Source organism: Pseudomonas sp. NY8896 (genome assembly GCF_039634505.1).
Map to the genome: position 1 here is coordinate 6463430 of NZ_CP132350.1, position 24918 is coordinate 6488347.

General features: G+C 62.1%; 24 protein-coding genes and 1 tRNA gene. 16 read left to right on the plus strand and 9 right to left on the minus strand.

Annotation, left to right across the window (positions count from 1 at the left end):
- The first annotated feature begins 3 nt into the window (after nucleotides 1-3).
- Entirely contained in the window at nucleotides 4-480 is a 477-nt protein-coding gene (locus Q9451_RS29260) for a thioesterase family protein (RefSeq protein WP_012270101.1), read from the plus strand.
- Nucleotides 481-745: 265 nt separating this feature from the next.
- A complete protein-coding gene (locus Q9451_RS29265; RefSeq protein ID WP_012270100.1) occupies nucleotides 746-1003 on the plus strand; it encodes a hypothetical protein in 258 nt (85 codons plus the stop codon).
- 58 nt (nucleotides 1004-1061) lie between these two features.
- Here the strand turns inward: Q9451_RS29265 and Q9451_RS29270 are convergent, their stop codons facing one another.
- On the minus strand, nucleotides 1062-2168 hold the full coding sequence (locus Q9451_RS29270) for a GlxA family transcriptional regulator (RefSeq protein ID WP_012270099.1): 1107 nt from the start codon (nucleotides 2166-2168) through the stop codon (nucleotides 1062-1064).
- A 449-nt stretch (nucleotides 2169-2617) separates the two neighbouring features.
- The gene (locus Q9451_RS29275) at nucleotides 2618-3994 is read right to left on the minus strand and encodes an L-serine ammonia-lyase (protein ID WP_012270098.1); all 1377 of its coding nucleotides are present in this window, start codon (nucleotides 3992-3994) and stop codon (nucleotides 2618-2620) included.
- A 442-nt stretch (nucleotides 3995-4436) separates the two neighbouring features.
- Between Q9451_RS29275 and Q9451_RS29280 the strand changes: the two genes are divergently transcribed.
- From Q9451_RS29280 to choV, 3 genes are all read left to right on the plus strand, one after another.
- On the plus strand, nucleotides 4437-5384 hold the full coding sequence (locus Q9451_RS29280) for a choline ABC transporter substrate-binding protein (RefSeq protein WP_012270097.1): 948 nt from the start codon (nucleotides 4437-4439) through the stop codon (nucleotides 5382-5384).
- Between the two features lie 81 nt (nucleotides 5385-5465).
- Nucleotides 5466-6314: a choline ABC transporter permease subunit gene (choW, locus tag Q9451_RS29285; RefSeq protein WP_171577239.1), complete on the plus strand. Its 849-nt coding sequence runs from the start codon at nucleotides 5466-5468 to the stop codon at nucleotides 6312-6314.
- The gene (gene choV / locus Q9451_RS29290; protein WP_012270095.1) at nucleotides 6311-7489 is read left to right on the plus strand and encodes a choline ABC transporter ATP-binding protein; all 1179 of its coding nucleotides are present in this window, start codon (nucleotides 6311-6313) and stop codon (nucleotides 7487-7489) included. The genes choW and choV overlap by 4 nt, the downstream gene beginning before the upstream one ends.
- Nucleotides 7490-7608: 119 nt before the next feature.
- Here choV and hisF read toward each other — a convergent pair whose 3' ends face one another.
- From hisF to Q9451_RS29320, 6 genes are all read right to left on the minus strand, one after another.
- A complete protein-coding gene (gene hisF / locus Q9451_RS29295; protein WP_008091498.1) occupies nucleotides 7609-8379 on the minus strand; it encodes an imidazole glycerol phosphate synthase subunit HisF in 771 nt (256 codons plus the stop codon).
- A gap of 10 nt (nucleotides 8380-8389) precedes the next feature.
- Complete coding sequence (gene hisA / locus Q9451_RS29300) at nucleotides 8390-9127, minus strand: 1-(5-phosphoribosyl)-5-[(5-phosphoribosylamino)methylideneamino]imidazole-4-carboxamide isomerase (protein WP_012270094.1); 738 nt, start codon at nucleotides 9125-9127, stop codon at nucleotides 8390-8392.
- Nucleotides 9128-9154: 27 nt separating this feature from the next.
- Nucleotides 9155-9415: a DUF2164 domain-containing protein gene (locus Q9451_RS29305; RefSeq protein WP_012270093.1), complete on the minus strand. Its 261-nt coding sequence runs from the start codon at nucleotides 9413-9415 to the stop codon at nucleotides 9155-9157.
- The gene (gene hisH, locus Q9451_RS29310) at nucleotides 9416-10054 is read right to left on the minus strand and encodes an imidazole glycerol phosphate synthase subunit HisH (protein ID WP_012270092.1); all 639 of its coding nucleotides are present in this window, start codon (nucleotides 10052-10054) and stop codon (nucleotides 9416-9418) included.
- On the minus strand, nucleotides 10055-10648 hold the full coding sequence (gene hisB, locus Q9451_RS29315; protein ID WP_003255736.1) for an imidazoleglycerol-phosphate dehydratase HisB: 594 nt from the start codon (nucleotides 10646-10648) through the stop codon (nucleotides 10055-10057).
- Nucleotides 10649-10818: 170 nt separating this feature from the next.
- Nucleotides 10819-12480 (minus strand): OFA family MFS transporter, encoded by a 1662-nt coding sequence (locus Q9451_RS29320; protein ID WP_012270090.1) that lies wholly within the window; start codon nucleotides 12478-12480, stop codon nucleotides 10819-10821.
- A gap of 307 nt (nucleotides 12481-12787) precedes the next feature.
- Here Q9451_RS29320 and Q9451_RS29325 point away from each other — a divergent pair, with 307 nt between their 5' ends.
- The 6 genes from Q9451_RS29325 to Q9451_RS29350 all read left to right on the plus strand — a co-directional run bounded on the left by Q9451_RS29325 (nucleotide 12788) and on the right by Q9451_RS29350 (nucleotide 18187).
- Complete coding sequence (locus Q9451_RS29325) at nucleotides 12788-15034, plus strand: AsmA family protein (protein WP_012270089.1); 2247 nt, start codon at nucleotides 12788-12790, stop codon at nucleotides 15032-15034.
- The gene (gene mutY, locus Q9451_RS29330) at nucleotides 15031-16098 is read left to right on the plus strand and encodes an A/G-specific adenine glycosylase (RefSeq protein WP_060493522.1); all 1068 of its coding nucleotides are present in this window, start codon (nucleotides 15031-15033) and stop codon (nucleotides 16096-16098) included. The genes Q9451_RS29325 and mutY overlap by 4 nt, the downstream gene beginning before the upstream one ends.
- On the plus strand, nucleotides 16095-16367 hold the full coding sequence (locus Q9451_RS29335; RefSeq protein ID WP_003255742.1) for an oxidative damage protection protein: 273 nt from the start codon (nucleotides 16095-16097) through the stop codon (nucleotides 16365-16367). Before mutY ends, Q9451_RS29335 begins: the two co-directional genes overlap by 4 nt.
- A 90-nt stretch (nucleotides 16368-16457) precedes the next feature.
- Nucleotides 16458-16533: transfer RNA gene (locus Q9451_RS29340), tRNA-Phe, on the plus strand.
- 169 nt (nucleotides 16534-16702) lie between these two features.
- Nucleotides 16703-17683, plus strand: coding sequence for a polyphosphate kinase 2 (gene ppk2, locus Q9451_RS29345; protein ID WP_012270087.1), 981 nt, complete (start codon nucleotides 16703-16705; stop codon nucleotides 17681-17683).
- Between the two features lie 60 nt (nucleotides 17684-17743).
- Nucleotides 17744-18187 carry a hypothetical protein gene (locus tag Q9451_RS29350; protein ID WP_012270086.1) on the plus strand — a complete coding sequence of 148 codons (444 nt, stop codon included), beginning with the start codon at nucleotides 17744-17746 and terminating at the stop codon, nucleotides 18185-18187.
- Nucleotides 18188-18263: 76 nt separating this feature from the next.
- On the opposite strand, the gene gabP is transcribed toward Q9451_RS29350, so the two are convergent.
- The gene (gabP, locus tag Q9451_RS29355) at nucleotides 18264-19649 is read right to left on the minus strand and encodes a GABA permease (protein ID WP_012270085.1); all 1386 of its coding nucleotides are present in this window, start codon (nucleotides 19647-19649) and stop codon (nucleotides 18264-18266) included.
- Between the two features lie 641 nt (nucleotides 19650-20290).
- Between gabP and Q9451_RS29360 the strand changes: the two genes are divergently transcribed.
- From Q9451_RS29360 to Q9451_RS29380, 5 genes are all read left to right on the plus strand, one after another.
- On the plus strand, nucleotides 20291-21064 hold the full coding sequence (locus tag Q9451_RS29360; RefSeq protein WP_003257472.1) for an ABC transporter ATP-binding protein: 774 nt from the start codon (nucleotides 20291-20293) through the stop codon (nucleotides 21062-21064).
- An 11-nt stretch (nucleotides 21065-21075) separates the two neighbouring features.
- Nucleotides 21076-21828 (plus strand): ABC transporter substrate-binding protein, encoded by a 753-nt coding sequence (locus Q9451_RS29365; RefSeq protein WP_012270084.1) that lies wholly within the window; start codon nucleotides 21076-21078, stop codon nucleotides 21826-21828.
- 54 nt (nucleotides 21829-21882) lie between these two features.
- A complete protein-coding gene (locus tag Q9451_RS29370) occupies nucleotides 21883-22575 on the plus strand; it encodes an ABC transporter permease (protein WP_345960832.1) in 693 nt (230 codons plus the stop codon).
- Nucleotides 22575-23264, plus strand: coding sequence for an ABC transporter permease (locus tag Q9451_RS29375; RefSeq protein ID WP_012270083.1), 690 nt, complete (start codon nucleotides 22575-22577; stop codon nucleotides 23262-23264). The genes Q9451_RS29370 and Q9451_RS29375 overlap by 1 nt, the downstream gene beginning before the upstream one ends.
- Nucleotides 23265-23328: 64 nt before the next feature.
- A complete protein-coding gene (locus Q9451_RS29380; RefSeq protein ID WP_012270082.1) occupies nucleotides 23329-24534 on the plus strand; it encodes a methyltransferase in 1206 nt (401 codons plus the stop codon).
- Nucleotides 24535-24918: the final 384 nt, after the last annotated feature.

Here is a 24918-nt window from a genome sequence, read left to right on the forward strand (position 1 = left end):
GCAATGCCTGCACTGATCACTTACCGCACCCCAGTCCAGGAGGACTGGGTCGACTACAACGGGCATCTGCGCGATGCCTTCTACCTGCTGATCTTCAGCTACGCCACCGATGCGCTGATGGAGCGCATCGGCCTGGATGCCGACAGCCGTGGGCAGAGTGGCAATTCGTTGTTCACCCTGGAAGCGCACATCAACTACCTGCATGAAGTAAAGCTAGGCACCGAGGTGTGGGTGCAGACGCAGATCATCGGTTTCGATCGCAAGCGCCTGCATGTCTACCACAGCCTGCACCGGGCCGGGTTCGACCAGGTGCTGGCGGCCAGTGAGCAGATGCTGCTGCATGTGGACCTGGCGGGGCCAAAGGCGGCGCCGTTCAGTGAGCAGAGTGCCGGGTTGCTACAAGGGTTGCTGGAACAGCAGCAGGATCTGCCACCGGCCGAGTTCGTGGGCCGGGTGATATCCCTGCCTGCAGCACGGTAAGAAAAAAATAGCCCCGGAAAGCCGTGAGCATCCGGGGCAAAGCGCGAGCAACATCCACTGTGCATGAGTGAGGGTGACCAAACCCTCGGTTGCTGTAGATGGCTTGAGTGTGCGCAGTTCCCGCCAGGTGGATTTAGCCGTAAACGACCTGTTCTTAGCCAAAGCAGCCATGCCGGCATTCTGTTGTTGCGGGCATGTCGTGGTCGTCACAGAATCGGTCGTAAATCACAGCAGCACTCTCTTAGCGATAAAAGGGACAACAGCCATGATGCATGCGGATTTGATTGATCAGGACGACCTGGCAGGCCACCTGCGCGCACGCGGGTTCGAGATACCCGCCGGGGCCAGTGCCGAACAGGCCTGCGAAGCGGTGGTGCGTGGGCTGACCGAGCCCAATGCACGGGCGCTGAAGGGGATGGTGGAGCAGATGTATACCGGTAGTGCGACGATTCTGCCGGCGGTGCGCCAAGCCATCGACAAACAGCTGTTGCCGGCGTTGGCGCAGTTCAACAAGCGCGCTTGATCGAGTTTTCCTGCACTGGCCTCTTCGCGGGTTTACCCGCGAAGAGGCCAGTGCTGTTTCATAGCCTTACACTGGCAAACGTCGATTCGTTGCGCGCCTGGCTCAGGGCCGCCATCGGCCCGCTGTGCGGCGACAGGGTCATGGCCTGCGGGATCGGCATCATCGCCACCTGCTGGGCGGTGTTGGAGCCCACGCGCTCGTCACGCGGCGGAATACCGAAGTACTCGCGGTAGCACTTGGAGAAGTGCGGGGTCGACACAAAGCCACACACCGATGCCACTTCGATGATCGACATCGGCGTCTGCTTCAGCAACTGGCGCGCACGGATCAGCCGCAGCTTCAGGTAGTAGCGCGACGGCGAGCAGTGCAGGTACTTCTGGAACAGCCGCTCGAGCTGGCGTCGCGACACCGACACGTACACCGCCAGTTCGTCCAGGTCGATCGGCTCTTCGAGGTTGGCCTCCATCAGCGCGACGATTTCCTGCAGCTTCGGCTGGTTGGTGCCGAGCATGTGCTTGAGCGGCACGCGCTGGTGGTCCTGCTCGTTGCGGATGCGCTCGTAGACGAACATCTCGGAAATGGCCGCCGACAATTCGCGGCCATGATCGCGGCTGATCAGGTGAAGCATCATGTCCAGCGGCGCGGTGCCACCGGAGCTGGTGAAGCGGTTACGGTCAAGGGTGAACAGGCGGGTGCTCATGTTCACCCGCGGGAAGGCCTCCTGCATCGCGGCCAGGCATTCCCAGTGCACGCTGCAGTCGAAGCCATCGAGCAGGCCGGCGCAGGCCAGCGCCCAGCTGCCGGTGCATACCGCGCCCAGCCTGCGCGACTGACGGGCCTGGGCTTGCAGCCAGGTAACGTGTTCACGGGTGACCGACCGCTGAATGCCAACCCCGCCGCAGACGATCACGGTGTCGATGGGCGGTGCATTGCTGATGGCGGCATCCGGGGTGATCTGCAAGCCATCGCTGGCCCATACCTGGCCACCGTCGACCGTCAGGGTGTGCCAGCGATACAACTCGCGCCCAGACAGCTGGTTGGCCATGCGCAGCGGCTCGACGGCCGATGCCAGGGAAATCAGGGTGAAGTTGTCCAATAGAAGAAACCCGATGGACTGGGGTGCTGTGCGGTTCTGGGTTGGGTTCCCGGAGGTGTACGACGTCATCGCGATTTCTCCTCACACAAATGCAGGGTGTGCCTCAGGCGGGCACTGATTTCTTGTTATTGCCCCGATTCATGTGCCGGGGCTTGGTGGCCAATATCAACGCAAACGCCGTGCCTGAAATTGAACGGCTATCCAAAAAAACCTGAAAACGACGCCTTTATTCGGCAAATCAGGTGCTTTGATCGAGTTGGCCTGGTGTTCGCAAACGGGCGTGCTAGGCGCCATGCGTGTAACGGCTGAGCAATTTGGTGACACGCGCAGTGTAGGTTGCCCAGAAACGACACTCTTGAGTGTCACCGACAACACGAGTACTGATAACGACACCCGACGATCGGTAGGCGTCGTGCGCACCATAAAGAGGCATTGGTGATTGTGCTGCACCTGCATCAACCTCAAGGGCCTCTTCGCGGGTAAAACCGCGAAGAGGCCCTTGAGGGGGGATCAAACCATTAGCATTCGATAGCACTGACAGCCAGGCCACCGCGCGAGGTTTCTTTGTACTTGTCGTGCATGTCGGCCCCGGTATCGCGCATGGTGCGGATTACCTGGTCGAGAGAAATGAAGTGCTCACCGTCCCCGCGCAAGGCCATCTGCACCGCGTTGATGGCCTTTACCGCAGCAATCGCGTTGCGCTCGATGCACGGCACCTGCACCAGCCCGCCGACCGGGTCGCAGGTCAGGCCGAGGTTGTGCTCCAGGGCAATTTCAGCAGCGTTTTCCACTTGTGGCGGGGTAGCCCCGAGCACTTCGGCAAGGCCCGCTGCAGCCATGGCACAGGCCGAGCCGACTTCACCCTGGCACCCCACTTCGGCACCGGAGATCGAAGCGTTCTTCTTGCACAAGATGCCCACCGCAGCAGCACCGAGGAAGAAGTCGACCACGCTCGACTCGTCCACTTCATCGCTAAAACGCATGTAGTAGTGCAATACCGCCGGAATGATCCCGGCCGCGCCATTGGTAGGCGCGGTGACCATGCGCCCGCCGGCGGCGTTTTCTTCGTTGACCGCCAGGGCGAACAAGTTGACCCACTCCATGGCGCTCATGGTCGAGCCGATGACGTTGGGCTTGCCGATTTCCTGCAGGCTGCGGTGCAGCTTGGCGGCGCGGCGGCGCACATTCAGCCCGCCAGGTAGCGTGCCTTCGTACTTGAGGCCGTTGTTGACGCATTCCTGCATGGCCTCCCAGAGCTTGTGCAGGCCTGCGCGAATCTCTTGCTCGCTGCGCCAGACCTTCTCGTTGGCCATCATCAATTGCGACACGCTGAGGTCGTTTTGCTTGCACAGGCGCAGCAGTTCCGCGGCGCTGTTGAAGTCGTACGGCAGCACGGTCTGGTCGGCATCCAGCACGCCGCTGGCGGCCTGGGCAGCATCGACCACGAAACCGCCGCCCACCGAGTAGTAGGTGTCGCGGTGCAGCTCACCCTGCTCGCCTTCGGCAATCAGGGTCATGGCGTTGGGGTGGTATGGCAAGTTCTCGTCCAGCAGCAGCATGTCGCGGGCCCAGACGAATTCGATGGGTAGCCGGCCGTCCAGCTGCAGGGTGTCGGTTTCGCGCAGGTCGGCGATGCGCGGCACGATCTGGGTCGGGTCAATGGCGTCAGGCCATTCGCCCATCAGGCCCATGATGGTGGCGTTGTCGGTGCCGTGACCGATACCGGTGGCCGACAGCGAGCCGTAAAGACGCACCTCGATCCGTTTCACACGCTCCAGCTCGCCGCGTTCGCGCAGGCCCTGAACGAACAGGGCGCCAGCACGCATGGGGCCGACGGTGTGGGAGCTGGAGGGCCCGACACCGATCTTGAACAGGTCGAACACGCTGATGGCCATTGTCGAATCACCTCTTGCTGGGCTTGTCTCTGCGCGCCATGCGCAGGGCGGGGCAGCTGCTAGGCTGAAACAGCGGGCCGCCTTGAATGCCAGCATCATCGGGCTTTTACCGCCCCCCTCGCCGTCTGCAACCGACGTACTTTTGTCCAGCAGCGCCGCGCTGTTCGTTGCCTTCTCCACGCCGTTTTCCAGCGGCCTGGTGACGCAAAAATGCGGCCGAAGGGGTGGAAAAATCCATAAGCGACATCGCCCGTACTGGATACGACCCGTTCCGTACTGGATACGACCCTACCAGTAGGCGATTGCCCGGCGCTGGAGGATTATCGAAAGCGACTCGTAAAGCACGGCCACGCATCCTGCCCTCTGCAGGCCTGGTCGACCGGACCTTCAGAAAGCCCGGCGACCCACGCGAACCCGAAGACAAAATCACAGGAGTCCATCCATGAAAGGTTCACCCTCGCTGTTGCTGGTTGCGTTGCTGTCCACGCCATTGCTGGCCCAGGCCGCCGAACCCGAGCAGTGTCAGACGGTACGTTTCTCCGATGTCGGCTGGACCGACATCACAGTCACGACCGCGACCACCAGCGTTGTGCTCGAAGCCCTGGGTTACAAAACCCACACCACCATGATCTCGGTACCGGTGACCTACAAGTCGCTGGCCACCGGCAAGGACCTGGACGTGTTTCTCGGCAACTGGATGCCGACCATGGAAAACGACATCAAGCAGTACCGCGACGCCGGCACGGTGGAAACCGTGCGCGCCAACCTGGAAAACGCCAAGTACACCTTGGCCGTGCCCCAGGCGCTGTATGACAAGGGCCTGAAGGATTTCAGCGATATTCCCAAGTTCAAGAAAGAACTCGACAGCAAGATCTACGGCATCGAACCCGGCAACGATGGCAACCGCACCATCCAGAGCATGATCGACAAGAACGCCTTCGGCCTGAAGGACGCCGGTTTCAAGATCGTGCAATCGAGCGAGGCCGGCATGCTGTCGCAGGTCGACCGCGCGCAGAAGCGTGGCGAAGCGCTGGTGTTCCTGGGCTGGGAACCGCACCCGATGAACACCCGCTTCAAGATGCAGTACCTGACCGGCGGGGACGAATTCTTCGGCCCCGACTTCGGCAAGGCCACCGTGCTGACCAACACCCGCAAGGGCTACGCGCAGGAGTGCAGCAACGTTGGCCAGCTGTTGAAGAACCTGTCGTTCGAGCTCAAGGATGAAAGCACCATGATGGGCTATGTCCTGGACGACAAGATGAAACCCGAAGCCGCCGCCAAGAAATGGATCAAGGACAACCCAGGCAAGCTGGATGCCTGGCTGGCCGGCGTGACCACCGTGGATGGCAAACCTGGCCTGGAGGCGGCCAAGGCCAAGCTCACGCAATAACGAACCACGCAATAGCGCTACCTCGGGGCAGGACCGTGCCTGCCCCGGGTTGATTTCAATCTATGCAGGTGGAAGCTCGCTATCATGCTTATCGATCAGAAAATACCCCTGGGCCAGTACATCGCGTCGTTCGTCGAGTGGCTGACCCAGAACGGCGCGAATTACTTCGACGCCATCGCGCAAGGCCTGGAGTTCATGATCCATGGCGTCACCAACGCCCTGACCTGGTTCAACCCGTTCGTTCTCATTGCCCTGTTCGCCGCCCTGGCGCACTTGATCCAGCGCAAATGGGCGCTGACCGTGTTCGTTGCCCTATCGTTCCTGTTGATCCTCAACCTGGGCTACTGGCAGGAAACCATGGAAACCCTGGCGCAGGTCACCTTCGCCACGGTGGTGTGCGTGGTAATCGGCGTGCCGCTGGGCATCCTCGCCGCGCACAAACCGATGTTCTACACCGCCATGCGGCCGGTGCTCGACCTGATGCAAACGGTGCCCACCTTCGTCTACCTGATCCCAACCCTGACCCTGTTCGGCCTGGGCGTGGTGCCGGGGCTGATCTCCACCGTGGTATTCGCCATTGCCGCGCCTATTCGCCTGACTTACCTGGGCATCTGCGACGTGCCGCAAGAGCTGATGGACGCCGGCAAGGCCTTTGGCTGCTCGCGTCGCCAACTGCTTACCCGTATCGAACTGCCGCATGCGATGCCCAGCATCGCCGCCGGCGTCACCCAGTGCATCATGCTGTCGCTGTCGATGGTGGTGATTGCCGCCCTGGTCGGCGCTGACGGCCTGGGCAAACCTGTGGTCAACGCACTGAACACCGCCGATATCTCCCTGGGCTTCGAAGCGGGCCTGGCGATCGTGCTGCTGGCGATCATGCTCGACCGTATCTGCAAGCAACCGGAACTGCCGGTAAGGGGTGAGGCATGAGCATCATTCGTTTCGAAGACGTCGACGTCATTTTCTCCAACAAGCCACGCGAAGCGCTGTCGCTGCTGGACCAAGGCAAGACCCGCGAGCAGATCCTCAAGCAGACCGGCCTGGTGGTTGGCGTCGAGAAGGCCAACCTGGATATCAACAAGGGCGAGATCTGCGTGCTGATGGGCCTGTCCGGCTCGGGCAAGTCGAGCCTGCTGCGCTGCATCAACGGCCTCAACACCGTCAGCCGTGGCAAGCTGTTCGTCGAGCACGAAGGCAAGCACATCGACATTGCCCACTGCTCCCCGGCCGAGCTGAAGATGATGCGCACCAAGCGCATTGCCATGGTGTTCCAGAAGTTCGCCCTGATGCCCTGGCTGACGGTGCGCGAGAACATCAGCTTTGGTTTGGAAATGCAGGGCCGCCCGGAAAAGGAACGGCGCAAGCTGGTCGACGAGAAGCTTGAGCTGGTGGGCCTGACCCAATGGCGCAACAAGAAGCCGGACGAGCTGTCAGGCGGCATGCAGCAGCGCGTGGGCCTGGCCCGTGCACTGGCCATGGATGCCGACATCCTGTTGATGGACGAACCGTTCTCGGCCCTCGACCCGCTGATCCGCCAGGGCCTGCAGGACGAACTGCTGGGCCTGCAGGCCAAGCTGAGCAAGACCATCGTGTTCGTCAGCCATGACCTGGACGAGGCACTGAAGCTGGGTACCCGTATTGCGATCATGAAGGACGGGCGGATCATCCAGTACAGCAAGCCGGAAGAAATCGTGCTCAACCCGGCCGACGAATACGTGCGCACCTTCGTCGCCCACACCAACCCGCTGAACGTGCTGTGCGGCCGCAGCCTGATGCGCAGCCTGGACAACTGCAAGCGGGTCAATGGTTCGGTGTGCCTGGACCCCGGTATCGATTCGTGGCTGGACCTGGGCGAAGGCGGCGCGCTCAAGCGTGCTCGCCAGGGCCAGAACGGGCTGGACATGCAGAACTGGGCACCGGGGCAGGATGTGGAGCTGCTGGAGCGCAGACCGACCGTGGTGCACGCCGACATCGGCATGCGCGAGGCGCTGCAGATTCGTTATCAGACTGGCAACAAGCTGGTGCTGCAGGATAACGACAGGGTGGTGGGGATTCTTGGGGATACCGAGCTTTATCACGCGTTGCTCGGCAAGAATCACGGGTGATGCAATTGGGGCCGCGTTGCGGCCCATCGCGACACAAGGCCGCTCCTACAGAGATACGCATTACCCTGTAGGAGCGGCCTTGTGTCGCGATAGGAGGGCAAAGCCCTCCCAGCGATCTGTCAGCGAACGACGATCCCGCGCGAAGCCATGTAGGCCTTGGCTTCCGGTACCGTGTACTCGCCAAAGTGGAAGATACTGGCCGCCAGCACCGCGCTGGCATGCCCTTCCAGAATACCGTCAGCCAGGTGCTGCAGGTTGCCCACACCACCCGAGGCAATCACCGGAATACCCAGCGCATCACTGATGGCACGGGTAACGCCCAGGTCGAAGCCGTTCTTCATGCCGTCCTGGTCCATGCTGGTGAGCAGAATCTCGCCTGCACCCAGGCCTTCCATCTTCTTCGCCCACTCCACTGCATCCAGGCCAGTCGGCTTGCGCCCACCGTGGGTGAAAATCTCCCAGCGCGGCGTTTCACCCGGCCCGGACACTTTCTTGGCATCGATGGCGACAACGATGCACTGCGAACCGAAACGGTCCGCAGCCTCGCCCACGAACTCCGGGTTGAACACCGCAGCCGTGTTGATCGAAACCTTGTCGGCACCGGCGTTGAGCAGGTTACGGATGTCCTGCACGGTACGCACGCCACCGCCCACGGTCAGCGGGATGAACACCTGGCTGGCCATGCGCTCGACGGTATGCAGGGTAGTGTCGCGGCCATCGACGCTGGCGGTGATGTCGAGGAAAGTGATTTCGTCGGCACCCTGCTCGTTGTACCGACGGGCGATTTCCACCGGGTCGCCGGCATCACGGATGTTCTCGAACTTGACGCCCTTGACCACCCGGCCGTTGTCCACGTCCAGGCAAGGGATGATGCGCTTGGCCAGTGCCATGGTTCAGTCCTCAGCCTTGGTAGTTGTCGCAGAAGGCCTGGGCCTCGGCGACATCGAGCGTGCCTTCGTAGATGGCACGGCCTGTGATGGCGCCGACAATGCCTGGCGCCTTGGCGTCGAGCAGGGCCTTGATGTCGCCCAGGTTGTGAATGCCGCCAGACGCGATCACCGGAATGCGGGTGGCTTCGGCCAGCGCCTTGGTGAACGGCACGTTGCAGCCCTGCATCATGCCGTCCTTGGCGATGTCGGTGTAGACGATCGCCGAGACGCCATCGGCCTCGAAACGCTTGGCCAGGTCGATGACCTGCACCGAGCTGACTTCGGCCCAGCCGTCGGTGGCGACGAAGCCGTCCTTGGCATCCAGGCCAACGATGACCTTGCCTGGGAAGGCCTTGCACGCTTCGGCGACGAACTCGGGCTGCTTGACCGCCTTGGTGCCGATGATCACGTAGCTGACGCCAGCCTTGACGTAGTGCTCGATGGTATCCAGCGAACGGATACCGCCGCCGATCTGGATCGGCAGAGTCGGGTAACGTTTGGCAATGGCGGTAACCACTTCACCGTTGACCGGTTGGCCTTCGAAAGCGCCGTTGAGGTCGACCAGGTGCAGGCGGCGGCAGCCACCCTCGACCCACTTGGCGGCCATGCTCACCGGGTCGTCGGAAAATACCGTGGAGTCTTCCATGCGGCCCTGGCGCAGGCGCACGCAGGCACCGTCCTTCAGATCGATAGCGGGGATAATCAGCATCTTGGGAACCTGTCTATTTGTTGGGTTTCAGGGCTTCTCGAGTGCCCACAGGTCGCTTTCGATGCTCTCGAACCGCTCCTTGAGGTGCAGCTGAACATCGGCAATCGCCCTGTTGTAGTAATGGGGTGCAATTTCCTTGGTGAACAGCTCGAGGACTTCGGCCACCTCGAACGACCCCAGCTGCAGCTCGAAGCGGTCTTCAAGGAAGCGCTTGAGCGTGTCGAGCGCATCGCGCTCCTGCTCGGGGGCCAGGGTCATGATCGGGGCCTTGGTCTTCGACCTGCTCATTTACCAGCGCCCGTCCCAGGCGACGAAGTTCTGCAGCAACTGCAGGCCATGGGTATGGCTCTTCTCCGGGTGGAACTGCACGGCAAAGCGCGAGCCATCAGCCAGCGCGGCGGCGAAATCGACGCCATAGTGGCCGCGACCGACCACCTGGCCCGGCTTGCCGGCATTGATGTAGTAGCTGTGCACGAAGTAGAAACGTGCGCGGTCGGGGATGTCGTGCCACAGCGGGTGGTCGATGGTCTGGGCAACTTCGTTCCAGCCCATGTGCGGCACCTTCAGGTGCTCGCCGTCTTCTTGCAGGTCTTTGCCGAAGAAACGCACCTGGCCGGGAAACAGACCGATGCAATCGACACCGGTGTTTTCTTCGCTGTGTTCGAGCAGCGCCTGCATACCGACGCAGATACCGAGGAACGGGCGGTCCTGGCTGACTTCACGTACCAGGCTGTCGAAGCCCAGGCGGCGGATTTCGGCCATGCAGTCGCGAATCGCACCCACACCTGGGAACACCACGCGGTCGGCCTCGCGGATCACTGCGGCATCGCTGGTGACCAACACCTTACCGGCACCTACGTGCTCAAGCGCCTTGGCCACCGAGTGCAGGTTGCCCATGCCATAGTCGATTACGGCTACCGTCTGCATTTACAGGCACCCTTTGGTGGAAGGCATCTGCCCGGCCATGCGCTCGTCGAGGGTAATGGCCATGCGCAGAGCACGGCCGAAAGCCTTGAACACGGTTTCGATCTGGTGGTGGGTGTTGTGGCCACGCAGGTTGTCGATGTGCAGGGTGACCAGGGCATGGTTGACGAAACCCTGGAAAAACTCCTGGAACAGGTCGACATCGAAGCCACCAACGCTGGCGCGGGTATACGGCACGTGCATCTGCAGGCCTGGGCGGCCAGAAAAGTCGATGACCACGCGCGACAGCGCTTCGTCCAGCGGCACGTAGGCATGGCCGTAGCGGAAGATGCCTTTCTTGTCACCGATGGCCTGGGCGAATGCCATGCCCAGGGTAATGCCAACGTCTTCGACGGTATGGTGATCGTCGATATGCGTGTCACCCTTGCACTCGATATCCAGATCGATCAGCCCATGGCGGGCGATCTGGTCCAGCATGTGTTCAAGGAAAGGCACACCGATATCGAATCGGGCCTTGCCACTGCCATCGAGGTTGATCGAGCACTTGACCTGGGTTTCCAGGGTATTGCGCTCGACGGAAGCCTTACGTTCGACCATCACCAGCTCCGCAAAATCATTGGGCGAAAAGGGCTCCATTATAGGCCCAGAACGCGCCAGCTTGAAACGCGGATGACATATGGCAAAGCGAGGAATTACGCGGGCTAGATGCCGCTACAGGTCTATACAACCAGGTAATTGGGGCTGCCTTGCAACCCCAAAGGAGCGGCTCAGTGGAACAGCACAGCTGTCTTCTGCAAGGTTACCCACACCCCCCAGGCCAACGGCACGACCACCACAGCCCAGGCCAGCAGCACCAGTGGCAGGCTGCCCGGCGCCGCTTTCCACTCCAGCGAGCGTGCACTGTCGGCGCCCTTGTCATGGCTCAACGCCCGCTCGGCGGCCAGCTCTGCATCGCTCATGAAATGCTTGTCGGCCACCGGGCGTACCAGCATGTTGCAGATAAAGCCCAGCACCAGCAGGCCAGCGAGGATGTACAAGGTCATGTCGTAAGCCGCTGCCCGCTCCACACCCGCGGCCAACTGAGACTCACGCAGGTAAGTGATCAACACCGGCCCCAGCACCCCCGCCGCCGCCCAGGCCGTCAGCAGACGACCATGAATGGCGCCGACCATCTGCGTACCGAACAGGTCAGCCAGGTACGCCGGCACGGTCGCGAAACCGCCACCATACATCGACAGGATGATGCAGAACGCGGCCACGAACAGCGCCACGTTACCCAAGTGCCCCATGTTCGGCACCAGGCTGTAAAGGCCAACGCCCAAGGCGAAGAAAGCGAAGTAGGTGTTCTTGCGGCCGATGTAGTCGGAGAACGACGCCCAGAAGAACCGCCCGCCAATGTTGAACAGGCTCAGCAAGCCGGTGAAACCGGCAGCGATCGCGGCAATTTGCGCCAGCTGGGCAGTGTTCAGCTGGCTGAAGGTCAGTTCGTTGCCCAGCAGCTTGCCGGCGAACACCTCCTGCAGCAGCGGCGAAGCCATGCCAAGAATGCCGATGCCTGCCGACACGTTCAGGCACAACACCAGCCAGATCAGCGCAAACTGAGGCGTCTTCCAGGCCACGCTGACGTGCACGTGACGGTCGGTGACCATGGCGTTGCCGGCCTTTTTCACCGGGGCCGTCCAGCCTTCAGGCTTCCAGCCGGTCGGCGGGACACGATATGCCAGAGCGCCGGCAGTCATGAACACGAAGTAGATCGCCGCCATGGCGACGAAGCTCTGCCACACGCCAACTTCATGCTCGTTGCCAAAATGCCCCATCAGCGCGGTGGCCAGCGGTGCACCCACCATGGCCCCGCCGCCAAAGCCCATGATCGCCATGCCGGTGGCCATGCCGCGCTTGTCCGGGAACCACTTGATCAGGGTCGACACTGGCGAGATATAGCCCAATCCCAGGCCGATACCGCCAATCACGCCGGAGCCCAGCCACATCAGCCATAGCTGGTGGGTTTTCACGCCGATTGCCGAAAGCAGCATGCCGCCACACCAGCACAGGGCCGAAACCAGGCCAGCCTTGCGCGGGCCGGCGTGCTCCAGCCAACCGCCCAGCACCGCCGCCGAGCAGCCGAGAAAGACGAAGAACAGGGTGTAGATCCAGCTCAGCATCGAGATCGGCCAGTCGCATTCGGCGCTGAACATCCGGGCCATGAAGCTCATGTCTGCGGCACAGGCAACGGGGGCGGTGATGCCGAGGGCTTGCGACAAAGGCAACCAGAACACCGAGAAGCCATAGGCCATGCCGATGCACAAGTGAATGGCCAGGGCGGCGGGTGGCACCAGCCAGCGGTTGAAGCCCGGGCGGGCGATGATGCGCTCCTTCGACAGGAAGCCTGGCGCACTGGCCGAGGAGCCCGTCGCGACGGTACTGGTCATGGATCTGATCCTTGTTATAGGGAGGGTGCTCGCAAAGCGGCGCAAGGTTAGCAGAGCCAAGTAGCGTGAAAGCAATCTGATATCGTGATTTATTGCTTGGCTGAAACGGTCCTCTTTCCTGTGCCAGCCTCTTCGCGGGTAAACCCGCGAAGAGGCCGGCACAGGCGAACATCTGCCCGCCGAAAGCCGTACCATCTGCTGAAAACGTAGGATATGCCCTGTATCTCTGGTCGAATACGCAGGGACAACCCTCGCGGCGTTATACTCTGCCGCCTGAATTTCACTAACGGACTACAAGGACTCGCCCATGAAAGCGTTCGGCAAAATCCTGGGACTGGGGCTTCTCGGGTTGCTGCTGATCATCGTGGCGCTGGGCTTCGCCCTGACCCACCTCTTTGATCCCAACGACTACAAAGACGAGATTCGCCAGCTGGCACGCGACAAGGCTCACGTGGAGCTGACCCTCAACGGCGATATCGGCTGGAGCCTGTTCCCATGGCTGGGCCTGGAGCTGCACGAAGCCAGCATCGCCACCTTGGCCAAACCCAAGGAACCGTTCGCCGACCTGCAGATGCTCGGCCTTTCGGTCCGTGTACTGCCATTGCTGCGCCGCGAAGTGCAAATGAGCGATGTACGCGTCGAAGGCCTGAACCTGACCCTGGCGCGTGACGAACAGGGCCATGGCAACTGGGAAGACATCGGCAAGCCGCTGCCTGCGCAAAACGGCACAACCGCCGGTGCACCCGCGCAGCCACCTGCCGAGCAGAAGCCCACGACCGCCGACAACAACGACCGCGCCGTCAAGCTGGACATCGACAGCCTGACCGTGAACAACGCCCGCGTGCAGTACACCGATGCCAAGACCGGCCAAAGCTATAGCGCCGAAAGCATCCAGCTGAGCACCGGCCCGGTCCATGAAGGCGCCAACATTCCGCTCAAGGCCAGCGCCTTCATCAGCGCCAGCCAACCGAGCATCAAGGCCCGCACCGAGCTGGCCGGCGAACTGCGCTTCGACCGCAAGCTCAAGCGCTACAACTTCGAAGACATGCGCCTGTCGGGCGAAACCTCGGGTGAACCCACTGGTGGCAAGACCGTGACCTTTGCCGCCCAAGGCCAACTGCTGGTAGACCTGGCTGCCAATGTGGCTTCGTGGAACGGCCTGAAAGTCTCCGCCAACCAGCTGCGCGCCCTCGGTGAGCTGAACCTGCGTGACCTGGACAAGGCACCCCAGCTGAGCGGCGGTCTGTCCATCGCCCAGTTCAACCTGCGCACCTTCCTCGACAGCATCGGCCGCCCACTGCCGGCCACCAACGACCCGGCCGCCTTCGCCAAGCTGGAGCTGGTGACTCGCCTGCAGGGCACGCCCAACAGCCTGGCCCTGGAAGACCTGGCGGTGAAGCTGGACGACAGCACCTTCAGCGGCCGCGTGGCCGTCGAAGACTTCGCCAAGCAGGCCCTGCGCCTGCAGCTCAAAGGCGACACCTTCGACGCCGACCGCTACCTGCCGGCCAAGAGCGAAGAAGCCAAGGGCGCCACCGCTGCGCGCCAGGCCGAGGTGAAGCAACAGGAAGCCAGCGCCGTGGCCGGTGCCGGCACCACGCCACTGCCCAATGCCCCGACTCAGGTGGCCTGGAGCGACGACAAACTGCTGCCGGTGGACCGCCTGCGCGCCCTCGACCTGCAGGCCGACCTGGCCTTCGGTTCGTTGACCCTGGACAAGTTGCCGATCGAAGACGCCCAGCTCAAGGCCATTGGCCAAGCTGGCCTGTTGACCCTGCAAACCCTGCGCGGCGAACTGTACAACGGCACCTTCGAAGCCAAGGGCACGGTCGACGTGCGCCCTGCCGTGCCACAACTGGGCGTGAACACCAACATCCAACGGGTGCCGGTGGAGCACTTCATCAAGACCGAAGGCAAGGAGCAGACGCCACCGGTCAAGGGCCTGCTGACCCTGACCAGTGATCTGACGGCCACCGGTAACAGCCAGAAGGCACTGGTCGACACCCTGAACGGCAGCGCAAACTTCACCATCAACGACGGTGTGCTGGTCAATGCCAACCTAGAACAGCAGCTGTGCCAGGCCATCGCCACCCTCAACCGCAAAACCCTGAGCGGCGAACCACGCGGCAAGGACACCCCGTTCCAGGAGCTGCGCGGCAGCCTCGTGGTACGCAATGGCGTCGCCAGCAACCCGGACCTCAAGGCCCGCATCCCAGGCCTGACCGTCAACGGCCATGGCGACCTCGACCTGCGCGTGCTGGGCATGGACTACAACGTGGGTGTGATCGTCGAAGGCGACCAGCGCGCCATGCCGGACCCTGCCTGCCAGGTCAACGAACGGTATGTTGGCGTTGAAGTGCCGCTGCGCTGCCGCGGCCCGCTGGAACTTGGCGCCAAGGCCTGCCGCCTGGACCAGAACGGCCTGGGCAAGGTGGCGGCCAAGCTGGCCGGCAACCGCCTGCAAGACAAGATCGACGAAAAGCTTGAAGAAAAACTTGGAGACAAAGTGAGCCCGGAAGTGAAAGACGCGCTCAAGGGGCTGTTCAAGCGATGAGCCCCGAGCAGTTCTCCAGCGCTGTGCTGGATTGGTATGACGAGCACGGCCGGCACGACCTGCCCTGGCAACAGGGCATCACCCCGTACCGGGTATGGGTGTCAGAAATCATGCTGCAGCAGACCCAGGTCAGCACCGTGCTCAACTACTTCGACCGCTTCATGCAGGCCCTGCCGACCGTGCAGGCCCTGGCTGAGGCGCCGGAGGACGAAGTGCTGCACCTGTGGACCGGGCTGGGCTACTACACCCGTGCCCGCAACCTGCAAAAGGCCGCGAAGATCGTCGTCGAACAACATGGCGGCGAATTCCCGCGCAGTGTCGAGCAGCTTACCGAGCTGCCCGGCATCGGCCGCTCCACGGCAGGTGCCATCGCCAGCATCAGCATGGGCATCCGCGCGCCGATCCTCGACGGCAACGTCAAGCGCGTGCTGGCCCGCTACAGCGCCCAGGCGGGCTACCCCGGCGAGCCCAAGGTGGCCAACCAGCTGTGGGCCACCGCCGAGCGCTTCACCCCACAATTGCGCGCCAACCACTACACCCAGGCGATGATGGACATGGGCGCCACGCTGTGCACGCGCAGCAAGCCCAGCTGCCTGATCTGCCCGCTGCAGCGCGGCTGCGAAGCGCACCTGCACGGTGAAGAAACCCGCTACCCCGAGCCCAAGCCGCGCAAAGCGCTGCCGCAACGGCGCACCCTGATGCCTCTGCTGACCAACCCCGAAGGCGCCATCCTGTTGTATCGCCGCCCCTCCAGCGGCCTGTGGGGTGGTTTGTGGAGCCTGCCGGAGCTGGATGACATTGCCCAACTCGAAGACCTGGCCTATCAGCACGGCCTACGCCTGGCTGGCAGCCACGCCATGGATGGCCTGACCCACACCTTCAGCCACTTCCAGCTGGCGATCGAGCCCTGGCTGGTGCGCGTCGACCCGGTCGGCGAGCACATGGCCGAGGCCGACTGGCTCTGGTATAACCTCGCCACCCCGCCGCGCCTGGGCCTTGCCGCCCCGGTAAAAAAGCTGCTTGAACGCGCGGCCGACGAACTGATTGCAGGAGACGCCCGATGACCCGCACCGTGATGTGCCGCAAGTACCAAGAAGAACTCCCAGGCCTGGAACGCCCGCCCTACCCAGGCGCCAAGGGCCAGGACATCTTCGAACACATCTCGCAGAAAGCCTGGGCTGACTGGCAGAAGCACCAGACCATGCTGATCAACGAAAAGCGCCTGAACATGATGAACGCCGAGGACCGCAAATTCCTCCAGGCCGAGATGGACAAGTTTTTCGCCGGCGAAGAATACGCCCAGGCCGAAGGCTACGTTCCACCGGCCGAATGACCCCAAAAATCGTAAGCGACGGAATTAATTTAAAATTTTTTCAAAAAGTCGTTGACGAGCGGTCCGGAAATCTATTTAATTCACCTCGTCGCCCAGATAGCTCAGTCGGTAGAGCAGAGGATTGAAAATCCTCGTGTCGGCGGTTCGACTCCGTCTCTGGGCACCACCTTCAAGCTTCTGGTGGTTGCAAAGTTACCCGAAGCGACAACAAGAAACCCGCCTAGTGCGGGTTTTTTGTTGCCTGTGATTTTTGCTCATTGACCAGCATCAAGTAGCCACCATTCGCTCACCTTCATAATCGAGGACGGACATCCGAATCGACTAGCAAGGACCCCATGAGCGAAGAATCCCCCCTACTGCTCCCCGCCCCCGGCGAACCTGCCGTCACCCCAGTCCGCACGCGCCGCCCACGCCAGCGCAAGCCGGAACCGACGATCACCCGCATCAGCCAGCAACCCGCAGCGCTGGAAGTGGCTACCGCCCCCAAGGGCAGCAATGAAGACAGCACCTCGGCGCGCCTGCCGGCCAGCTACCCCTACCGCACCCGGCTGCGCCGCCAGGACTACGAGAAGGCCAAGCACGCGCTACAGATAGAGCTGCTGAAGGTGCAGAGCTGGGTAAAGGACACCGGCCAACGTGTGGTGATTCTGTTCGAGGGGCGCGATGCCGCCGGCAAGGGCGGCACCATCAAGCGCTTCATGGAGCACCTCAACCCACGTGGCGCTCGAATCGTTGCGCTCGAGAAGCCTTCCGAGCAGGAGCAGGGCCAGTGGTATTTCCAGCGCTATATCCAGCACCTGCCCACGGCGGGTGAAATGGTGTTCTTCGACCGCTCCTGGTACAACCGCGCCGGGGTAGAGAAGGTGATGGAGTTCTGCACGCCACTGCAGTACCTGGAATTCATGCGCCAGGCGCCGGACCTTGAGCGCATGCTGTGCAACAGCGGCATCCTGCTGTTCAAGTACTGGTTTTCGGTGAACCGCGAAGAGCAGCTGCGCCGCTTCATCTCGCGCCGCGACGACCCGCTCAAGCACTGGAAGCTGTCACCTATCGACATCAAGTCGCTGGACAAGTGGGAAGACTACACCGCCGCCAAGGAGGCGATGTTCTTCCATACCGACACTGCCGATGCGCCGTGGACAGTGATCAAGTCCGATGACAAGAAGCGTGCGCGGCTCAACTGCATCCGCCACTTCCTGCACTCACTGGACTACCCGGGCAAGGACCATAGTGTGGCCCATGCGCCGGATGAGCTACTGGTCGGCAGGGCATCGCACGGGTTCGAAGAGGATGAGTCCGCCCCGCTGGCGAGTTGAAACGCCGAGGCAGCTGCGCTTCAATACGCGCAATTTCCGAACACCCCAAGGATTCACCCCATGGCCACCCCTACCAAGCAACAGAAACGCGCCAAACGCGCCGCCAGCAAGGCCAAGCAGAACCGCATGGTGCGCAGCGGCCAGGCGGTCAAGGCCAGTGCCGGCGACAGCGCCAGCGTCGAGCAGGTGTACAACAAGGCCATGGAGTCGGGCAGCTACGACGCGATGTTCAACAAGATGAAGGAAGCCCAGGAGGGCGGCCTGGTACCGATGATCTCGGTGTTCCTGGTGGACCCGCTACTGGCCCTGGTACTCAAGGGGCACAAGGAAGAGCACGCCACCGACTACATCGTGCTGGTGTTCAACGCCTACCGCAAATGGCTGGACGGCGCTGACGAAGAGGCCACCATGGCCTGGCTGGAGAGCGATGAGTTCCAGGAGGCCTATATCGCCGCTTCCGAACTGGTTGCCAAGCAGCAGCAACAGCAGAAGCAGTTCGGCTGACAGGGCCGTTTAACCTGCCAACGAAAAAGGCCGTGCCCCTCACAGGGCACGGCCTTTTCATTTCAGCCAGCGCGGATCAGTTATCCAGCGCCACCCGTCCGGCAGCCTCACGCTTGCGGTGCACCAGCAAGCCAGCTGCCACCACACCAATACTCAGCAGCGCAGTCGCGATGATTTCGGCGCGGTGATCTTCACGCAACGCCATTACCACCAAAATGGCAACGATGAAGGCAATGGTCGCCCAGGTCAGGCCCGGGAACAGCCACATCTTGAATGTGATTTTCTCGCCGCGGGCTTCACGCTGGGCACGCATGCGCAACTGCGACACGGCAATCACCAGGTACACCAGCAGCGCAATGGCGCCCGAACTGGCCAGCAGGAACTCGAACACCTGGGCCGGGGCCACGAAGTTGGCGAACACGCAAAGGAACGCCGCTGCCGTGGACAGCAAAACCGCCACGTGCGGGGTAGCCGCCTTGGTGGTGCGCTGGGCGATGGCCGGTGCGTCGCCACGCTTGCTCAGCGAGAACAGCATGCGCGACGAAGTGTACAGCGCCGAGTTCAGGCAGCTGGTCACCGCGATCAACACCACGATGTCGACGATCAGCTTGGCATTCGGTACGCCGATACGGCTCAGCACGGTCTGGTAGGAACCGGTTTCGGCCAGCGCTGGGTCGTTCCAAGGCACCAAGGCCACGACCAGGAAGATCGACACCAGGTAGAACAGGCAGATACGCCAGATCACCGAATTGGTGGCACGGCTGATCTGCTTGCCCGGGTCCTTCGACTCGGCAGCGGCGATGGTGACGATTTCAGTACCCATGAACGAGAACATGGTGGTCAGCATCGCGGCCAGCACGGCGCCCAGGCCGTTCGGCATGAAACCTTGGGTATCGAACAGGTGGCTGGCACCGCTCACCTGACTGTTTGGCACGAAGCCGAACAAGGCAGCACAGCCCACGGCGATGAAGCCGATGATCGCCAGCACCTTGAGCAGGGCGAACCAGAACTCGAACTCACCGTAGTTCTTAACGCTGCACAGGTTGGTCAGCGTCAGCGCCAAGGTAATGATGAGGGAGAATGCCCACAGGTCGACCGCAGGGAACCACGCATGCAGGATGGCTGCGGCGGCATTGGCCTCCAGCGGTATCACCAGCACCCAGAACCACCAGTACAGCCAGCCAATGGTGAAACCGGCCCAGCGCCCGATGGCGCGGTCGGCATATGTGGAGAACGAACCGGTGTCAGGCGAGGCGACAGCCATTTCACCCAACATGCGCATCACCAGCACCACCAGGGTACCGGCGGCGGCATATGCCAGCAGCACGGCAGGGCCGGCAGCTGCGATGGCGTGGCCGGAGCCTACGAACAGGCCGGCACCGATGACGCCAGCGATGGACAGCATGGTCACATGCCGTTGTTTGAGCCCCTGAGCGAGGTCATTGGAATTGTTACCGCTCATTGAAACTACCTTTGTAAGGAGTGGACCACTCCGACTGCGGGTACAAAGCGCACCAAGGGTTGGCCTAGGCGTCGCTGCAATCGGCGGTTTCCTACTGGCAATAAGCGCGCCATGTGCTGAATGCATTCGTCAGAAGTTTCTGCGGGCCTTTTAGGACGCGGCTTGGAGGGCTTTCGGCCAAGACTTGACCGAAAGAGCACCAAATCATCGGATTACTGAAATACCCACTTACAAATGCACCACAGGTGCTCCCCGGTAACACCTGTGCACCACCGCAATGCAAAAAAGTGCAACCTTGAGGTACAACCTTTAAAGCTAGCGACGCATTCGCGGGTAAACCTGCCCCCACTGGAATCGTTTGACCTAAAGGTCGGCTTTACCCCGCCAATGGGCCAAAACCGCTTCCATGAGCGGCCCAAAGGTGGCACCATCGCGCCTTTTTTCATCAAGGCTCTGGTGCTGGGCGACACCTTCGCGGACATCTGCGCGACGTTACGCTGTAGCGATGCGACAAACTGCCCCACCAGTGCCCACAGTCCCCGGCGACCCTGTTGGCCGTCATAATGCCGCTATGCTAGCTTGGCGCACGCCAGGAAGGCCGCCAATAGCTGGGAACGCACCCGAACACATGAGGACCGCACATGGCTCAGGCCACGCCCGCGCTGGAAATCCGCAATCTGCACAAACGCTACGGCGAGCAGGAAATTCTCAAGGGCATTTCGCTGACCGCACGCGACGGTGACGTGATCTCCATCCTGGGGTCGTCCGGCTCCGGCAAGTCCACCCTGCTGCGCTGCATCAACCTGCTCGAGAACCCGCACCAGGGCGAAATCCTGGTCGCCGGCGAAGCCCTCAAGCTCAAGGCCGCCAAGAACGGCGACCTGGTCGCAGCCGACAACCGCCAGATCAATCGCCTGCGCAGCGAAATCGGCTTTGTCTTCCAGAACTTCAACCTGTGGCCGCACATGTCGATCCTCGACAACATCATCGAGGCGCCACGCCGCGTGCTCGGCCAAAGCAAGGCCGAGGCCATCGAAGCCGCCGAAGCGCTGCTGAACAAGGTCGGCATCTACGACAAGCGCCACAGCTACCCCGCCCAGCTTTCCGGTGGCCAGCAACAGCGCGCCGCCATTGCCCGTACCCTGGCCATGAAGCCCAAAGTGATCCTGTTCGACGAGCCCACCTCGGCGCTCGATCCGGAAATGGTCCAGGAAGTGCTAAACGTTATCCGCGCATTGGCCGAAGAAGGCCGTACCATGCTGCTGGTGACGCACGAGATGAGCTTTGCCCGCCATGTGTCCAGTGAAGTCGTCTTCCTGCACCAAGGCCTGGTCGAAGAGCAGGGATCGCCGCAGCAGGTCTTCGAAAACCCGACCTCGGCGCGTTGCAAGCAATTCATGTCCAGCCACCGCTAACGGAGCAATACATGCACACTTACAAGAAGTTCCTCCTGGCAGCTGCTGCCACGCTGGTGATGTCGGCAAACGCCATGGCCGCAGAAAAACTGCGCATGGGTATCGAAGCCGCCTACCCACCGTTCAACAACAAGGATGCCAGCGGTAACGTGGTTGGTTTCGACAAAGACATCGGTGACGCCCTGTGCGCCAAGATGAAAGTCGAATGCTCGGTCGTTACCTCCGACTGGGACGGCATCATCCCGGCTCTGAACGCCAAGAAGTTCGACTTCCTGGTGTCGTCGCTGTCGATCACCGACGAGCGCAAGCAGGCCGTGGACTTCACCGAGCCGTACTACTCCAACAAGCTGCAATTCATCGCGCCGAAAAACGTCGACTTCAAGACTGACGCAGCGTCGCTGAAAGGCAAGTCCATCGGCACCCAGCGCGCCACCCTGGCCGGCACCTACCTTGAAGACAACTTCAAGGGCGTCGACGTGAAGCTGTACGACACCCAGGAAAACGCCTACCTGGACCTGGTGTCCGGCCGCATCGACGGCATCCTGGCCGACAAGTACGTACAGTACGAGTGGCTGAAGAGCAAAGACGGCTCGAACTTCGAGTTCAAGGGCGAGCCGGTGATGGACAGCGACAAGATCGGCATTGCCGTGCGCAAAGGTGACACCAAGCTGCGCGACGACCTGAACAAAGCCCTGGCAGAAATCAAAGCCGACGGCACGTACAAGAAGATCAACGACAAGTACTTCCCGTTCAGCATCGAATGACCCGCCCTGACCGGCGCGCCCTTGCGGCGCGCCAGTCCCTAGAATGACCTGCCCATGAATATCGACCTGCACGGATTCGGTCCGGCCATGATGGCCGGCACCTTGATGACCGTAAAACTGGCGCTTTGCGCCTTGCTGCTGGGGCTGGTGCTGGGCCTGCTCGGCGCCCTGGCCAAGACCTCCCCGCTCAAGCCGCTGCAATGGCTTGGCGGCTTTTACTCGACCCTGGTTCGCGGCGTGCCCGAACTGCTGTGGGTGCTGCTTATCTATTTCGGCACCGTCGGGCTGATGAACAGCCTCGGCGAAGCCCTGAACATGCCTGGCCTTGAGCTGATTGCCTTCGCGGCCGGCGTGATCGCCCTGGGCCTGTGCTTCGGCGCCTATGCCACCGAGGTGTTCCGTGGCGCCATCCTGGCGATTCCCAAGGGCCACCGTGAAGCGGGCCTGGCACTGGGCCTGTCCAAGGGCCGCATCCTGTCGCGGATCATCCTCCCGCAGATGTGGCGCATCGCCCTGCCCGGCCTTGGCAACCTGTTCATGATCCTGATGAAGGACACCGCACTGGTGTCGGTAATCGGCCTTGAAGAGATCATGCGTCATTCGCAGATAGGCGTGACCGTGACCAAAGAGCCGTTCACCTTCTACATGGTCGCGGCCTGCATTTACCTGGGCCTGACCGTCCTTGCCATGACCGGCATGCACTTCATGGAAAAACGCGCCGCTCGCGGCTTTGCGAGGGCCGAATAATGAATTGGGAAGTCATCTTCAAATGGCTGCCACGCCTGGCCGAAGGCGCAACCCTTACCCTGGAGCTGGTGGCCATTGCCGTGGTTGCCGGGTTGATCCTGGCCATCCCGCTGGGCATCGCCCGCTCCTCACGCCATTGGTACGTGCGTGCGGTGCCGTTCAGCTACATCTTCTTCTTCCGTGGTACGCCACTGTTGGTGCAGCTGTTCCTGGTCTACTACGGCCTGGCGCAGTTCGATGCCGTGCGCTCCAGCTCGCTGTGGCCGTACCTGCGCGATCCGTTCTGGTGCACGGTGCTGACCATGACCCTGCACACCGCCGCGTACATCGCCGAGATCCTGCGTGGCGCGCTGCAGTCGATCCCCAAGGGCGAGATCGAAGCGGCACGCGCGCTGGGCATGTCACGGGGCAAGGCACTGTTCTACATCATGCTGCCACGTGCTGCGCGCATCGGCCTGCCGGCGTACAGCAACGAAGTGATCCTGATGCTCAAGGCCAGCGCCCTGGCCAGTACCGTGACCCTGCTGGAACTGACCGGCATGGCCCGTACCATCATTGCGCGGACCTACCTGCCGGTGGAAATCTTCTTCGCGGCCGGGGTGTTCTACCTGGTGATCTCGTTCTTGCTGGTGCAGGGCTTCAAGCTGCTGGAGCGCTGGTTGCGCGTGGATGCCTGCCAAGGCCGCTGAGCCGTCCCGGCCTCTTCGCGGGTGCAACCGCGAAGAGGCCCTAAAACCCAACACACGTCCTCCCATGCCCAGTCACCTCCACAGCCATCACCTAAGCACCCGCTTCCAGGCACTCGACCAGTTCCTGATCGAGCACCAACAGCTGTGGAAACCCCGCCCCTTCACTACCCTGCACCTGGGCTGGGAAACCACCCACCCCGAACTGGCCACCCACCTGCGCCAATGCTCCCTGGCAGACGCCGAAGCCGATAGTACCGCTGACCACTTGCCCGCCCCATTCCCGCAACTGGCCCAGCAAGCCCAGCAGCTCTCCACCCTTGGCAGCCTCCCTCAGAGCGCTCTACCCTCCGCCGCCCACCGCCTGGACGTTGCTGTCCCCGGCCGCAAATGGCAGCAGATCGAAGCCTTCGCCAGCCACCTGGCCTTCCGTGAACCGCCGCAACACTGGCTGGACTGGTGCTCCGGCAAAGGCCACCTGGGCCGCCGCCTGTTGCAACCCGGCCAGCAACTGACCTGCCTTGAGTACGACGCCGACCTGGTCGCCGCCGGCCAGGCCCTGAGCGCGCACCACCACGTGCCAGCGCAGCATGTGCACCAGGATGTGATGGCCAGCGACAGCGTCCGCCACCTGGCAGGCGACAAGAGCGTGGTCGCCCTGCACGCCTGTGGCGACCTGCATGTACGCCTGATGCAACTGGCCAGCCGGCAAGGTTGCCGGCAGTTGGCCGTAGCCCCCTGCTGCTACAACCGCACAGCCGTGCAGCAATACCAGGCGTTATCCACAGCCGCGCAAGCGTCCAACTTGCAGCTGTCGCTGGACGACCTGGGCCTGCCCTTGAGCGAAACCGTCACCGCTGGCGCCCGCGTGCGGCGCCAGCGCGACACCTCGATGGCCCGGCGCCTGGGCTTCGACCTGCTACAACGCCAGCAGCGCCAGAGCAGCGAATACCTGCCGACGCCGTCGCTGCCGGTAGCCTGGCTGGAAAAGCCTTTCGAGCACTACTGCCGCGACCTGGCAGATCTGAAACAACTGCCTTTGCACGGCAACCCGGATTGGGCCGCCCTGGAGGCCGCGGGCTGGCAGCGCCTGGCCGAGGTACGCAACCTGGAGCGCGTGCGCAACCTATTCCGCCGGCCGCTGGAACTATGGCTGGTGCTCGATCGCGCCCTGTTTCTCGAAGAACAAGGCTATGAGGTGCGCCTTGGCCTGTTTTGCGACTACCCACTGACCCCGCGCAACCTGCTCATCCTTGCGGAACGCGACCGTTAGCCGCAGCACAACCTGTGGATAAGTCTGTGAACAAGCTTGTGATTACCTGTTGGAGCCAGCGCTATTTCAAGCGCTTGGCTTATTCCAGCTTACGCGTCAAGCCCAACAAAAACAGGCGTTTGCGCAAAGACCAGCGGCGTAGCGATCCGGCATGCCTTTCGCGCAAGTCGGCAATGCCACTTGTGCATAAACATTTCTTGTGGTTGATGCAAGCGCTGTTTGCGCGGTCATTTATGGGTGTGAGAATTCCCGCGAAGAGCGCCTGACAGGCAACACAAGGCTAATGCCCAACCGCCGTAACGGTGTATCATCCGCCCCCCAAATCATTAAAAAGTGACGTCGCGCGCTGCCCGCCAGCCCCGCGACCTTCTGGCGTTGCGCCAG